This window comes from Streptomyces sp. NBC_00986 (genome assembly GCF_045162565.1).
Classification (GTDB): Bacteria; Actinomycetota; Actinomycetes; order Streptomycetales; family Streptomycetaceae; genus Streptomyces.
Genome location: NZ_CP108733.1, coordinates 3979594 through 3992226, shown reverse-complemented (window position 1 = coordinate 3992226; position 12633 = coordinate 3979594). Strand labels below are relative to the sequence as shown.

The window sequence follows — 12633 nt, the reverse complement described above, 5'->3', positions numbered from 1 at the left end:
TGGTCTCCCCGCACCCTCTGTGGCCCCAACGGCACAGGGGGTGCGGTTAGTTGGTGGGGAGTTCCACCGTGACGCGGAGGCCGCCGGTGGGGCGGGGCGTCAGGGTGAGGGTGCCGTCGTGGGCGCCGGTGATGGTCTTGACGATCGCCAGGCCGAGGCCGACTCCCGCGTGGTCGGTGTGGAGGCGTTCGGTGCCGCGCTGGAAGGGCTCGGTGAGGGTCGAGATCTGGTGCGGGGTGAGCGGGTCGCCGGTGTTCTCGACCGTGAGGACCGCGGAGTTGGGGCCCACGGTGGTGGTCACCCACACGGTGCCCTTCTCGGGCTGGTTGTGGACGATCGCGTTCTGCACGAGGTTCGTGGTGAGTTGGAGCAGGAGGGCCTGGGAGCCGCGGGTGGGGGTGATGTCGCCGTCGGTCTCGATGGTGACGCCGTGTTTCTCCGCGAGGGGGAGAAGTGTTTCGGTGGCTTCTTCCGCCAAGAGGGACAGGTCGACGTGTTCCCGGGTGAAGGATCGTTGGTTGGCGCGGCTGAGCAGGAGAAGTGCCTCGGTGGCGTCGATCGCCCGGGTGTTGACCGTGTGGAGACGGTCGATGATCCGGCCGGTGTCCTGGTCCGGGTCGGCGCGGGCGAGGTCGAGCAGGGTCTTCGAGATCGCGAGCGGGGTGCGCAGCTCGTGGGAGGCGTTGGCCGCGAAGCGCTGCTGTTCGGCGACGTGGGCTTCGAGCCGGGCGAGCATCGTGTCGAAGGCGTCGGCGAGTTCGCGGAACTCGTCCTTGCGGCCCGGCAGTTGGATGCGATGGGAGAGCGAGCCGTCCGTGGCCATGCGGGTGGCGTCCGTGATGCGGGTCAGTGGGGCGAGCATGCGGCCGGCGAGGATCCACCCTCCGACCAGGCCGAACACCAGCAGGAACCCCAGGGCGACGGCCGCGATCGGGGCGAAGGCGCGTAGCACGGACAAGGTGTAGTCGGGCTGGATGATGAGCCCGATGTGGGGCACGCGCGTCAGGAACAACCACGCGGCGGCGAGCAGCAGGACACCGGCGAGCATGAGGAATCCGACGTAGCTGAGCGTGAGTTTGAGGCGAACGCTCAACCCGGGCGCCCTATTCACGGGTTTCTCCGTCGTCGCCGGCCCCGGGTTGCGTGTCGATGCGGTAGCCGACCCCCGGCACCGTGGCGATGATCCAGGGTTCGCCGAGCCGCTTGCGCAGCGCCGAGACGGTGATGCGTACGGCGTTGGTGAACGGGTCGGCGTTCTCGTCCCAGGCCCGCTCCAGGAGTTCCTCGGCGCTGACGACTCCGCCCTCGGCGACGACCAGGACATCCAGCACCGCGAACTGCTTCCTGGTCAGCGCGACATAGCGGCCGTCCCGGTAGACCTCCCGGCGGAACGGGTCGACGCGTAGGCCCGCCAACTCCCGTACGGGCGGCCTGTTGTGGGCGCGTCTACGGTCCAACGCCCGTAGCCGGAGCGCGAGTTCCTGGAGTTCGAAGGGCTTGGTGAGGTAGTCGTCCGCGCCGAGTTCGAACCCGCTGGTCTTGTCGTCGAGGCGGTCGGCGGCGGTGAGCATGAGGATCGGGATGCCGCTGCCGGACGCGACGATGCGGCGCGCGACCTCGTCGCCGGAGGGGCCGGGGATGTCACGGTCGAGGACGGCGATGTCGTAGCTGTTGACGCTCAGCAGCTCCAGCGCGGTGTTCCCGTCCCCCGCGATGTCGGCCGCGATCGCGGCCAACCGCAGGCCGTCGCGGATGGCTTCCGCCAGGTAGGGCTCGTCCTCGACGATCAGCACACGCATGGGTTCGATGGTAGGAGTCGGCACATATCGTCCGCGTATCGAAAACTCCATACGGGTCGGCAACACCGGACCGCCTTGAGTGACGAGGTGAAGATCCCCCGGATTCCTTTCGAACGGCTTCGCCTCGAACCCTGGAAACGCCGCCCGGAGCTCGCGGTGCTGGCCCTGCTGCTCGGGCTGCTCATGCTGTTGCACGCCCGGATCCCGAACATCGCGGGAATCGGCAGCCTGGTGGAGAGCCTCCTGCCGTGGTTCGGCCTGTACGTGCCGGTGCTGCTGGCCGGGGCGCTGTGGCGCCGGTCCCCCTCCGCCGTGGTCGCGCTGGTGCTGCCGGTCACGGTGTGGCTGAGCCTCTTCGGCGGGCTGCTCACCGACAAGTCCCACTCCGGCGGCGACCTCACCGTCGTCAGCCACAACGTCGACGCCGGCAACTCCGACCCGGCCGGCACCGCCCGCCGACTGGCCGCCTCCGGGGCGGACTTGCTGGCCCTGGAGGAGCTGACCGACCAGACCCGGGGCACGTACGAGAAGGGGCTCGCGAAGGCGTACCCGTACCACGCGGTGCGGGGCACGGTCGGGCTGTGGAGCAGGTTCCCGCTGTCGGACACCCGGCCCGTGAATGTCGTACAGGGCGATGTCGGCCCGCTGGCGAAGACCAAGCCGCCCGAATCGGCGGCGGAGGCGGCGGCCGAGGTCCGGGCGCTGCGCACGACGGTGACCACGGTTCACGGGCCGCTGGCGGTGTACGTGGCGCACCTGGGTTCCGTGCGGGTGATGCCCAGCGAGGGCTTCTGGACGGACTCGCGCGACTTCGGCGCCCGCGCGCTCGCCAAGGCCGTCGCCGCCGAGCCGAACAAGCGGGTGGTGCTGCTCGGCGACCTGAACGGCACCACGGACGACCGCGCGTTCCACGGCCTGACGTCGCGGCTGACCTCGGCCCAGCAGGTGGCCGGGAACGGCTTCGGGTTCACCTGGCCCGCGGCTTTCCCGATCGCGCGCATCGACCAGATTCTGGTACGGGGGGTGCGGGCGCGGAGTTCGTGGGTGCTGCCCGAGACCGGCAGCGACCACTTGCCGGTTGCGGCCCGGATCAGTTGGTGAGCACCGGCTGATGGGTGAGCACCGGCCAAAGGGACCGACCTCGGGTAGCGTCGAATCATGATGGCCGTGATCCGGACCCGAAGCCTCCCGGGGCTCCTGCTGGCCCTGCTGCTCGCCGCCCTGACCATGGCGTCCCCGGCCGCCGCGGACACCGGCGTCTCGACGATCGGGCAGGCCCTGCGCAAGGGCCCCGTCTACGTCGACCCGGCGGCTTCCGCTCTGTCGTCCGCCGACGCGCTCGCGCAGCGGATCAAGAAGGCGGACAAGCCGGTGTTCATCACGGTCCTCCCCGCCGACTACCCGACGGCGAACCTCTTCACGAACCTCCGCACCGCCACCGGCATCACCGGCCTCTACGCGATCCGCCTCGGTGACCGTTTCGACGCCCGCGCCGACTCTTCGGTCCTGTCGAACGCGGCCGTGAAGAACCTGGTCAGCAGCGTCCAGGGCGAGGACGCGAAGACCCAGCTCACCGACTTCACCGACCGCGCGCTCGCGAGCATGGGCGGCTCGGCGCCCGCGTCCTGGGGCGGCTCGTCGGACGGCGGCGGGGGAGTCTCCGGTACGGCGCTGATCGTCGCGGGCGGGGTGCTGGTGGCCGGTGGCGCGGGGGCGTACACCCTCGTGCGCCGTAGCCGTCGCCGCCGCGAGGAGGAACAGCGGGCGGCGCTGGACAGGCTGCGGGTGGTCGTGGACGAGGACATCACGGCCTTCGGCGAGGAACTGGACCGCCTCGAATTCCACCCGGCCGAACCCGGCGCCGACGACGCGATGCGCGCGGACTACGAACGCGCCCTCGACGCCTACGAGCAGGCGAAGTCGTACATGGCGGCGGCCACGAAACCCGAGGACGTCCGCTCGGTCACCCAGGCCCTGGAGGACGGGCGCTTCTCCCTCGCCCAACTCGCCGCCCGCCGCGAGGGCCGCCCTCTGCCCGAACGCCGGGCCCCCTGTTTCTTCGACCCGCGCCACGGCCCCTCGGTCGCCGACGCCACCTGGACCCCGCCGGGCGGCGCACCCCGCGAGGTCCCGGTCTGCGCGGCCGACCAGGCCCGCCTCGCCGACGGCCGCGACCCGATGATCCGCGAGGTCGACACGGACTACGGCCGCCGCCCGTACTGGGACGCCGGCCCGGCCTACGGCCCCTGGGCAGGCGGCTACTTCGGCGGCGGCCTCCTCCCCGGCCTCCTCGTCGGCACCCTCCTCGGCAGCATGATGTCCACCCCGTCCTACGCCTCCGACTACGGCACGGGCTACGGCGACTTCGGCACCGGCGGCTACGACGGCGGCGACGTCTCCGGCGCGAACTTCGACCCGAACGACTTCGGCGGAGGCTTCGGCGACGGCGGGGGAGGGGACTTCGGGGGCGGCGACGGCGGCGGCGGAGGGGATTTCGGCGGGGGCTTCTGAACCCGGCCGCGACGGTCAGCGCGCGGTCACCCGCAGTTGTTCGACGGACGGCAGCGCACTCGGCATCTCGTCGGTGACCCAGGCGTACTCCAAGCCCGCCAAGGTGGAGCCCTCGTCGGTCCACACCAGCAGCTCGCCGACGTAGTCGCCGGACCGGTCGTGGACGTGGGCGTCGACGGGCACCAACTCCGTTGCCATGGCGGCACGTTGCATCGGCTCCGTGACCCGCAGGTCGACGCTCACGGACCCGGCCGCCCAGAGGGCCACGACCTCCGTCCGGTCCAGCTGGCCGTACAACTCGGCGGCACCAAAGAAGTCCGCCGAGAGGATGTGCTCCAGTACGGCTCGCTCGGAGGCGTTCAAGGGACGGGGGTCAATGGGCACGGGCACAAGCCGATCATCCCCCCTCCGGCTGAGCTCTGCCCCTCAGGCCTTTCCCGCCTCCCCGGCCGCGTCCGCCAGCCGCTCCATCAAGGCCGACGCCAGCTCCAGCACCCCGCGCTCCGTCGCACTCAACGAAGCCAACGCCTCCGCCAGCCACACATCCCGCTCTGCCATGTCCTGGTCCAGCGACCGGTGTCCCTGCGCCGTGAGCGTGAGGACGGACTGACGGCGGTCCACCGGGTCCGGTGCGCGCGTGATCAGCCCCTCCGCCTCCAGTTCGGCGAAGACGCGGGTGAGGGACTGCGGCCGCTGCCGCTCGGCCGCAGCGACCTCGCCGGGGGTCGCCGACCCGTTCCGGTGCAGGTGTCCGAGGACGATCAGCTGGTTCGGGGTGAGTCCGGCCTCGTTGCCGCGTTCCTGCCGCAGCCGCCGGTTCAGCCGTACGACACCACGACGGATCCGGGCGGCTTCGGAGAGATGATCCATGCGGACATCGTACGACGATGCTTACTATTCAGAGTCCATGAAGCCCGCTAACCTCGGGTCAGTGACCCAGAAACTCATACGCAACGCGTACGAAGCGGCCCTGACGATGACCGCCGTGCTGCTCTGCTGGGGCGTCGCCCTCTGGCTGGAGGGGGCCGCGGGGCTGCACACCGACGTGCTCGTCCTCGCGGTCGCGCTGACCCTCACCCTGGCCCGTTCGCAGCGCACCGCCGACACCCGCCGCCGGCTCACCGCGCTCGTCCTGCTGCCCGTCACGGCCGGTGCCTCGATCTTCGTCGGGCGGCTGATCGGCTCCCACTACGTGCTGGGCGCCACCGTCTACACGGCGGGCATGGCGCTGGCGATCTGGATACGTCGCTACGGCCCCGCAGCCACCAAGGCCGGCACCCTGATCGCCCTCCCGCTCGTGACGCTCCTCGTCGTACCGGGACCCGCGCTACCGGCCAAGTCGCAGGGCGCGCTGGTCACTTGGGGCTGGGCGGCGCTGGTCGGGGCGCTGGCGTGCGCGGGAGTGTGGCTGGTGCAGGGGCTCGGGGACCGGTTCGGGCCCTGGCGCGCGGAACCCGCCCCCGAACAACCCCCGCGCCGCTCTCGCCTCCACCCCCGCCCCAGCACCCGCATGGCCCTCCAGATGGCGGCCGGTATCGCCGCCGCGTTCATCCTGGGGCGGCTGTTCTTCGACGACCACTGGCCCTGGGTCGTCCTCACCGCGTACGTCGCCGCGAGCGGCAACCGCGGCCGAACGGACGTACTGCGCAAGGGACTTGAACGCCTCGCCGGAGCCACGGTCGGCACGCTGCTGGCTGCGGGTGTCGCGCTGGTCGGCGTCACCGGCCACACGGCTGTGGCGCTGATGTTCGCCGTCCTCGCCGTGGCGTTGTGGCTGCGCCCCCTCAACTACGCCTACTGGGCCGCCGGAATGACCTGCGCGCTCTCCCTCCTCCTCGGCTACTTCGGCCAGGACGCCCTGAGCCTGTTGCCCACCCGGCTCGAAGGGATCGCGGTCGGGGCGGTGTTGTCGGTGGCGTCGGCGTGGTGGCTGCTGCCGGTGCCGCGCGCCCGCCGCCGTCAGCCGGTTCTCGGCACGACAAGTCCCGTCTCGTAGGCCATCACCACGGCCTGCGTACGGTCCCGCAGCCCGAGCTTCGACAGGATCCGGCTGACGTGTGTCTTCACGGTCTCCTCGCCCACGTGCAGCCGTTCGGCGAGTTCGGGGTTGGACAGGCCCTCCGCGAGCAGTCGCAGGACGTCGGTCTCGCGCGGGGTGAGGACGTCCAACTTCCCCTGTGCGGGCGCCTTCGGCCGCATCCGCGCGAACTCGGCGATCAGCCTCCGGGTGATCCCGGGCGCGAGCAGCGCCTCACCGGCGGCGACGACCCGGACCGCCTCGAAGAGCCGTTCCGCGGTCACGTCCTTGAGCAGGAACCCGCTGGCACCGGCGGCGAGCGCGTCGTAGACATGCTCGTCGAGGTCGAAGGTGGTCAGCACCAACACCCTTGGTGTCGCAGGGCCGTTCTGGAGTCGCGCGGTGGCCTCGATGCCGTCCATGACCGGCATCCGTACGTCCATCAGCACCACGTCCGGCGACTCCTCGCGGCAGACGCGTACCGCCTCGGCGCCGTCGCGGGCCGTGCCGACGACGGTGAAGTCGGCCTGGGTGGCGAGGATTCCGGCGTATCCGAACCGGACGATCTCGTGGTCGTCCGCGACGACGATACGGATGCTCATGGCTGTGCCGCTGCCCCCTCCTCCGACTTGACGGGCAACCGCGCCTCGACCACGAAACCGCCGCCGGGAGCGGGTCCGGTGCGCAGGGTGCCGCCGACCGTCGCGGCCCGCTCGCGCATGCCGAGCAGACCGTGACCGGAGAGGGCTGGGAGGTCGGCGGTGGACCCCGGCCCGTTGTCGCGCACCCGCAGCGCCAAGTCCTCGTCCCCGTAACGGAGTTCTACGTCCACCGCCGCGCCCGGCGCGTGCCTGCGGGCGTTGGTGAGGGCCTCCTGGACGATCCGGTACGCGGTGACCTCGATGCCGGGGTCCAGCGGGGTGACGGGGCCGCTGACGATGAGACGGGTGCGGGAGCCGGCCGCGTCGCGTGACTCGTCGACCAGGTCGATGAGTTGGCCGAGGCCGGGCTGGGGGCGGCGTTGGACTCCCGTGTCGGCGTCCTCGCGGAGTACGCCGAGCAGGCGGCGCATCTCGGTCAGGGCGGTGCGTGCGGTGTCGCCGATGGCGAGGAGTCGGGTTGCGCCCTCGGTCGGCAGCCCGGGAGTGGTGAGCCGGGCGGTCTCGGCCTGGACGGCGATCATCGAAATATGATGCGCGACGACATCGTGCAACTCCCGTGCGATACGAGCCCGTTCACCCCGGGCGGCGTGTTCGAGGAGGGTGTCCGCGAAGGCCTGTTCGGTCGCGCTGTGGGCCTGTGCCGTGCTGCGTACGTGGTGGGCGATGCCGGTGGCCGCGGCGGCGGAGGCGAGGGTCGCGACGAGGACGGCGACGATCCGGGTCAGTTCCTCGTGACTGCCGAGGGCGATCACGACGTAGGGGAGGACGAGGACTCCGCCGAGGCGGGTGGCTCCGGCACGGCCCAGCACGTACACGCACACCAGTTGGGCCACGACCCCGCCGACGGTGAGCCCTCCGAAGGGCACGAGGGAGAGCACGCAGGCGGCACTGAGCGCGAGCGCCGCGCAGGTCCGCGCGAGGCGCCCGGTGCCGAGGACGAAGGCGAGAGGGAGGGTGGAGGCGAGGGCGAGCAGCAGCAGGGCGGCGAAACCGCCGGCCAAGTCGGCGCCGCGGACGAGGACTTCGGAGAGCGAGAGGATCGCGAGGGCGACCCCCACGACCACGGCACGGGTAGCGGCTTCGGCGGTCCGCCACCGGGACATCACCACCTGTACGCCCCCGTTCCTGTCACCCACTCCGTCATTGTGCCGACACCTCTCCCCGGGGGCGTCCCTCTCGTGAGGGACCTCTGCCGCGTGACGACGGGGGGTGCTCGCCGCCCCTAGCCTCCCTCAACATGAGTCACGCAACCGACGCAACCATCGAAGTCCGGGACCTGCGCAAGCGGTTCGGGCGGACGCTCGCGGTCGACGGGCTGTCGTTCACGGTCGAGCCCGGCACGGTGACCGGGTTCGTCGGTCCCAACGGGGCGGGGAAGTCCACCACCATGCGGGCCCTTCTGGGGCTGGACGCCCTCGACGGGGGACAGGCGCTGATCGGCGGCCGTCCCTATCACGCCCTGCGCACCCCGCTGTTGGAGGTCGGCGCGCTGCTGGACGCCGCCGCCCTGCACCCCAGCCGCCGGGGGCGCGACCACCTCCGCTGGCTGGCCCACTCCCACGGCCTGTCGATGCGGCGCGTGGACGAGGTGCTCGAACAGGTGGGGATGGAGGAGGCGTCCCGGAGGAGGGCGAGCGGTTACTCCCTCGGCATGCGCCAACGCCTCGGCATAGCGGTCGCGTTGCTCGGGGACCCTCCCGTCCTTCTCCTCGACGAACCGGTCAACGGCCTTGATCCAGAAGGGATCCAGTGGATCCGTGGCCTGCTCCGGCACCTCGCCGCCGAAGGCCGGGCGATCCTCGTCTCCAGTCACCTGATGAGCGAACTGGAGGACACCGCCGACCACTTGGTCGTCATCGGGCGGGGGCGGTTGATCGCCGACACGGCCGTGGCCGACCTCCTCGCGGCGGCCTCCGGCGACCGGGTGCGGCTGCGCACGAGCAGTCGTACGGAGGCGATGGAGCTGCTGGCCCGGGAGGGCGGGACGGTTGCCGTCATCGACCGCGACACCCTCACCGTCACCGGCCTGCCCGCCGAACGGATCGTGGAGCTGCTCTCCGCGTCGCGGGTCCCCTTCGCCGAAGTGGGCGCGCATCGGGCGTCGTTGGAGGAGGCCTACATGGAACTCACCCGGGACGCGGTCGAGTTCACGTCCACGCCCGCCGATGATGCGGACGAGGTGACCCGGTGATGACGACGACACCGACGAGGACGGTTCCTCCGTACCGCTCGGCGCTGCACCCGGCCCGCACCGGTTTCGGGCGGCTGCTGCGGGCGGAGTGGGCGAAGTTCTGGACGGTCAGGGCCTGGTTGTTGGTGCTGGCGATCGCCGCCGTGGTCACGGTCGTGATCTGCCAGTTGGGCGCGAGCGGTTCCAGCGTCGGCGGCGGCCCCATGATCACCATCGGCCCGGGCGGCGAGGTCGTCAACGACGCCTTCCGCTTCACCTACCGCCCACTGGCCGGCGACGGCACCGTCACGGCTCGTGTCACCGGGCTGAAGGCCGCCGACAACAAAGACCTGGAGCCTTGGGCGAAGGCCGGGATCATCGTCAAGTCGAGCCTGAAGCAGGGTTCGCCGTACGCGGCGGTGATGGCGACCCCCGCCCACGGCGTCCGCATGCAGTGGAACTTCACCCACGACACGGCGGGCCCGGGCAGCGACCTGGCGAAGGCCCCGCAGTGGCTCCGCCTGAAAAGGCTGGGGGAGAAACTAACCGGCTATGCGTCGGTAGACGGTCAGAATTGGACCCGGCTTGGGGAGGTACGGGTTGGGGGGCTGGGGAGGACGGTCCAGGTGGGCCTGTTCGTGACGGCCCCCGCCCACCAGGTCGTCCACCGCTCCTTCGGCGGCACGAGCGAGGTGCAGGGCGGCGGCGAGGCCGCCGGTACCTTCGATCACCTCACCCTCCAGGGCAGCTCGACCGCCACTCGCTGGGCGGCCGCGGACATCGGTGCCCCCGATCCCGACGGCCCTGCTCCGCAGAACGGCCGACCGGGCACGACGGCGGTGTCCGCGACCGGCACGTACACACTCACCGGCCACGGAGACATCGCTCCCGAGGAAAACAGCCCCGACATGGTCCAGATGAGCTTCCAGGGAGTCTTCATGGGCCTCCTGTTCATGGCCGCCCTGGGCACGCTCTTCGTGACGACCGAATACAAACGGGGCCTGATCCGTACGACGTTCACGGCGGCGCCGTCGCGGCTGAAGGTGCTGGCGGCGAAGGCGACGGTGATCGGCGCGATCACCTTCACAACAGGCCTGCTGGCGACGGCAATCGGCTTCACCCTGGCCCAGAGGACACTCCGCTCCAACGGCTTCAAGCCCCCCGAGTTCCCCGACCTCTCCCTCCTGGAGAACCCGGCCCTGAGAGCGGTGGTGGGCAGCGCGGTACTCCTCTCCCTGGTGGCGGTCCTGGCCCTAGCGCTGGGAGTGGTGCTGCGCAGCAGCGCGGGCACGATCGCAACGGTGGTGGTCCTGGTGATCCTCCCGCAGATCCTGTCCTTCGCCTTCCCGCTCCCCGCCGCGCAGTGGCTCCTGCGGGTGACACCGGCGGCGGCCTTCGCGATCCAGCAGGGCGTGACGTACTACCCGCAGGTCCGGCACAACTGCCTCCCCGAGAGCGGCTGTTACCCCCTCACCCCGTACCACGGCCTAACGGTCCTGGTGGCCTACACGGCAGCGGCCCTGCTGCTGGCGGCCTGGACGGTAAGGAGGCGGGACGCGTGAGGTGGCTGGGTTCGTTCCACGCCGAGTGGACCAAACTCCGTACCCTGCCGAGCACTTGGTGGCTCCTGACGGCAACGGTCGCCCTGACGGCGGCGGTCGGCGCGGCGGCGGCCTCCTCGCTCACGACCCAGGTGTGCCCGTCACCGGCGGCCTGCCACGAGGACACGGTCAAACTGAGCCTCACCGGCATCCAGTTGAGCCAGTCCCTGTGCCTGGTGCTGGGCGTGCTGTCGATCGGCGCGGAGTACAGCACGGGCACGATCCGCACGACGCTCACAGCGATGCCGGGACGGTGGCGGGTACTGGTATCAAAGGCGCTGGCCTTGTCATTGCTGACGTCGACTGCGGGAGCCCTGGCGGTCCTGTCAGCCCTGACCTTGTCCCGCCTGATCCTCCCGAGCCCCACGGACGGCGCGACGCTCCGAGCGGCAGCAGGCTCGACCCTGATCCTCGTCCTGGTGACACTCCTGGGCCTGTCCCTGGCGACCCTGCTCCGCGACACGGCCGGCGCGATCACCCTGGGCCTGGGCGTCCTCTACGTCACCCCGCTCCTGTCCCACCTGGTCAACTCCCCGACCTGGCAACACCGTCTGCAACGCTGGACCCCCATGCCGGCGGCCCTCTCCATCCAGGCGACGAAGAACCTGGAGAGGCTGGCGATCGCTCCGTGGCCGGGGTTGGGGGTACTGGCGGCGTATGCGGTGGGGTTGTTGGCGTTCGGGGGAGCGGCGTTCAGGCTGAGAGACGCGTGACCTGACCGAGGAACTCGCCCCAAGTGCCGGGCGAGACGGTGAGGATGCCACCGGCGGGGACCTTGGAGTCACGGATGTGGATGGCGGCGGGGTGGGTGGCGACCTCGATGCAGTTCCCGCCCTCACTGCTGCTGTAACTGGACTTCCGCCAGGCGTAAGCGACTTCGATGCAGTTGCCGCCCTCGCTGCCGCTGTAGCTGGACTTGAACCACGCCAAGTGCTGCCGTGCTGCGGTGTTCATTGGTCTCCTAGCAGTCGCTCCAGGAGGCGCATGCTCTCGGAGGGAGAGAGCGCCTGTGACCGCAGCATTCCATATTTCAGGTGATAGTTACTCACCTCTTCCGGGTCCTCGACGAGGAAGCTGGCGCGTTGAACTTCCAGGTAGGCGAGGCGCTCGTGGTCCGGAGTCTCCAGCAACACCAGGGGACCGTCGAGGCAGGCGTGGGGCATCCGGTCCATCGGCATGATTTGCACGCCCATGTGGGCCGGTTCATTGGCCTCGATCAGTTTGCGGATCTGGTCTCGCATGATCTCCGGGCCACCGACGTTCCGCCGCAGGGCGCTCTCCTCGATGATGAAGTGCCCCACCGGCGGCCGCTTGCGTGTCCAGATCTCCTGTCGCTTCAGACGATTGGTCACCCATTCGTCGGCCGTCTCGTTAGCGACCGCCGGATACCCGGCCTCGAAGACGCAGCGGGCGTACGCCTCGGTCTGGAGCAGACCGGGCACGACCTGTGTCTCGTACGACAGGATGGCGACGGCCTCCTGCTCATTGTCGACGAGCCCTTGTGCGAACGCGGGCATCCGCGCCTGCACCGGCAACTTGTCGACCAGGGCGAACAACGCCCCACCGGTGCGCAGCAGTTCATCGAACTCGATGGCCCGATGGTCCTGCAGCGCGAGCCGACCTTGCTCGTAGGACCTGATGGTGTCGATGTGCAGGTTCGCCATCTCCGCGAACTGCTCCTGTGTGAGCCCCGCCTGCCTCCGGTAGTGGGCAAGCAGCCCGCCGACCGCCTGCCAAGTACCGACCTTCTTGGGCCTCTTCGCCGATTGCATGCGTGTCCCTTTCCCCCGCGCACACCAAAAGTCGTCGTAGTGAGGTCGTAGAGAAAACCAATACGACCTCACTCACTGACCCACGATAGTGACTGCCTGTG

At 70.4% G+C, this 12633-nt stretch carries 14 protein-coding genes; 6 read left to right on the top strand and 8 right to left on the bottom strand.

All coding sequences use genetic code 11. The features are described from left to right. Positions 1 to 46: 46 nt before the first annotated feature. Both OG504_RS17100 and OG504_RS17095 read right to left on the bottom strand, forming a co-directional pair. Complete coding sequence (locus OG504_RS17100) at positions 47 to 1111, bottom strand: sensor histidine kinase (RefSeq protein ID WP_405990598.1); 1065 nt, start codon at positions 1109 to 1111, stop codon at positions 47 to 49. Next, on the bottom strand, positions 1104 to 1799 hold the full coding sequence (locus OG504_RS17095) for a response regulator transcription factor (protein ID WP_405990597.1): 696 nt from the start codon (positions 1797 to 1799) through the stop codon (positions 1104 to 1106). Before OG504_RS17095 ends, OG504_RS17100 begins: the two co-directional genes overlap by 8 nt. A 102-nt stretch (positions 1800 to 1901) precedes the next feature. Between OG504_RS17095 and OG504_RS17090 the strand changes: the two genes are divergently transcribed. Both OG504_RS17090 and OG504_RS17085 read left to right on the top strand, forming a co-directional pair. Beyond that, entirely contained in the window at positions 1902 to 2900 is a 999-nt protein-coding gene (locus tag OG504_RS17090) for an endonuclease/exonuclease/phosphatase family protein (RefSeq protein ID WP_405996354.1), read from the top strand. A gap of 57 nt (positions 2901 to 2957) precedes the next feature. Then, entirely contained in the window at positions 2958 to 4310 is a 1353-nt protein-coding gene (locus OG504_RS17085; RefSeq protein WP_405990596.1) for a hypothetical protein, read from the top strand. A 15-nt stretch (positions 4311 to 4325) separates the two neighbouring features. On the opposite strand, the gene OG504_RS17080 is transcribed toward OG504_RS17085, so the two are convergent. Together OG504_RS17080 and OG504_RS17075 are read right to left on the bottom strand one after the other, a co-directional pair. Continuing rightward, positions 4326 to 4673, bottom strand: a complete 348-nt coding sequence (locus tag OG504_RS17080; RefSeq protein ID WP_405990595.1) for a hypothetical protein — start codon at positions 4671 to 4673, stop codon at positions 4326 to 4328. A gap of 63 nt (positions 4674 to 4736) precedes the next feature. Continuing rightward, entirely contained in the window at positions 4737 to 5180 is a 444-nt protein-coding gene (locus OG504_RS17075) for a MarR family winged helix-turn-helix transcriptional regulator (protein WP_405990594.1), read from the bottom strand. A gap of 61 nt (positions 5181 to 5241) precedes the next feature. Here OG504_RS17075 and OG504_RS17070 point away from each other — a divergent pair, with 61 nt between their 5' ends. After that, on the top strand, positions 5242 to 6306 hold the full coding sequence (locus OG504_RS17070; RefSeq protein ID WP_405990593.1) for an FUSC family protein: 1065 nt from the start codon (positions 5242 to 5244) through the stop codon (positions 6304 to 6306). Here the strand turns inward: OG504_RS17070 and OG504_RS17065 are convergent. Beyond that, entirely contained in the window at positions 6270 to 6929 is a 660-nt protein-coding gene (locus OG504_RS17065; protein ID WP_033282708.1) for a response regulator transcription factor, read from the bottom strand. The genes OG504_RS17070 and OG504_RS17065 overlap by 37 nt on opposite strands. Beyond that, positions 6926 to 8092, bottom strand: a complete 1167-nt coding sequence (locus OG504_RS17060; protein WP_405996353.1) for a sensor histidine kinase — start codon at positions 8090 to 8092, stop codon at positions 6926 to 6928. Before OG504_RS17060 ends, OG504_RS17065 begins: the two co-directional genes overlap by 4 nt. 134 nt (positions 8093 to 8226) lie before the next feature. Between OG504_RS17060 and OG504_RS17055 the strand changes: the two genes are divergently transcribed. The 3 genes from OG504_RS17055 to OG504_RS17045 are packed head-to-tail and all read left to right on the top strand — an operon-like array spanning position 8227 to position 11473. Then, positions 8227 to 9180, top strand: coding sequence for an ABC transporter ATP-binding protein (locus OG504_RS17055; RefSeq protein ID WP_405990592.1), 954 nt, complete (start codon positions 8227 to 8229; stop codon positions 9178 to 9180). Beyond that, positions 9180 to 10721: a hypothetical protein gene (locus OG504_RS17050; protein WP_405990591.1), complete on the top strand. Its 1542-nt coding sequence runs from the start codon at positions 9180 to 9182 to the stop codon at positions 10719 to 10721. The genes OG504_RS17055 and OG504_RS17050 overlap by 1 nt, the downstream gene beginning before the upstream one ends. Continuing rightward, on the top strand, positions 10718 to 11473 hold the full coding sequence (locus tag OG504_RS17045) for an ABC transporter permease subunit (protein ID WP_405990590.1): 756 nt from the start codon (positions 10718 to 10720) through the stop codon (positions 11471 to 11473). The genes OG504_RS17050 and OG504_RS17045 overlap by 4 nt, the downstream gene beginning before the upstream one ends. Here OG504_RS17045 and OG504_RS17040 read toward each other — a convergent pair. After that, entirely contained in the window at positions 11454 to 11714 is a 261-nt protein-coding gene (locus OG504_RS17040) for a DUF397 domain-containing protein (protein WP_405990589.1), read from the bottom strand. The two genes, OG504_RS17045 and OG504_RS17040, sit on opposite strands and share 20 nt — an antisense overlap. Further along, positions 11711 to 12532, bottom strand: a complete 822-nt coding sequence (locus tag OG504_RS17035; RefSeq protein ID WP_405990588.1) for a helix-turn-helix domain-containing protein — start codon at positions 12530 to 12532, stop codon at positions 11711 to 11713. The genes OG504_RS17040 and OG504_RS17035 overlap by 4 nt, the downstream gene beginning before the upstream one ends. Between the last annotated feature and the right edge of the window lie 101 nt (positions 12533 to 12633).

Bases quoted from the DNA above. Each gene is read 5' to 3' on its own strand.
- OG504_RS17060 (WP_405996353.1), bottom strand. From the start codon at position 8,092: ATGTCCCGGTGGCGGACCGCCGAAGCCGCTACCCGTGCCGTGGTCGTG.
- OG504_RS17085 (WP_405990596.1), top strand. From the start codon at position 2,958: ATGATGGCCGTGATCCGGACCCGAAGCCTCCCGGGGCTCCTGCTGGCC.
- OG504_RS17065 (WP_033282708.1), bottom strand. From the start codon at position 6,929: ATGAGCATCCGTATCGTCGTCGCGGACGACCACGAGATCGTCCGGTTC.
- OG504_RS17035 (WP_405990588.1), bottom strand. From the start codon at position 12,532: ATGCAATCGGCGAAGAGGCCCAAGAAGGTCGGTACTTGGCAGGCGGTC.
- OG504_RS17055 (WP_405990592.1), top strand. From the start codon at position 8,227: ATGAGTCACGCAACCGACGCAACCATCGAAGTCCGGGACCTGCGCAAG.
- OG504_RS17095 (WP_405990597.1), bottom strand. From the start codon at position 1,799: ATGCGTGTGCTGATCGTCGAGGACGAGCCCTACCTGGCGGAAGCCATC.
- OG504_RS17075 (WP_405990594.1), bottom strand. From the start codon at position 5,180: ATGGATCATCTCTCCGAAGCCGCCCGGATCCGTCGTGGTGTCGTACGG.
- OG504_RS17050 (WP_405990591.1), top strand. From the start codon at position 9,180: ATGACGACGACACCGACGAGGACGGTTCCTCCGTACCGCTCGGCGCTG.
- OG504_RS17040 (WP_405990589.1), bottom strand. From the start codon at position 11,714: ATGAACACCGCAGCACGGCAGCACTTGGCGTGGTTCAAGTCCAGCTAC.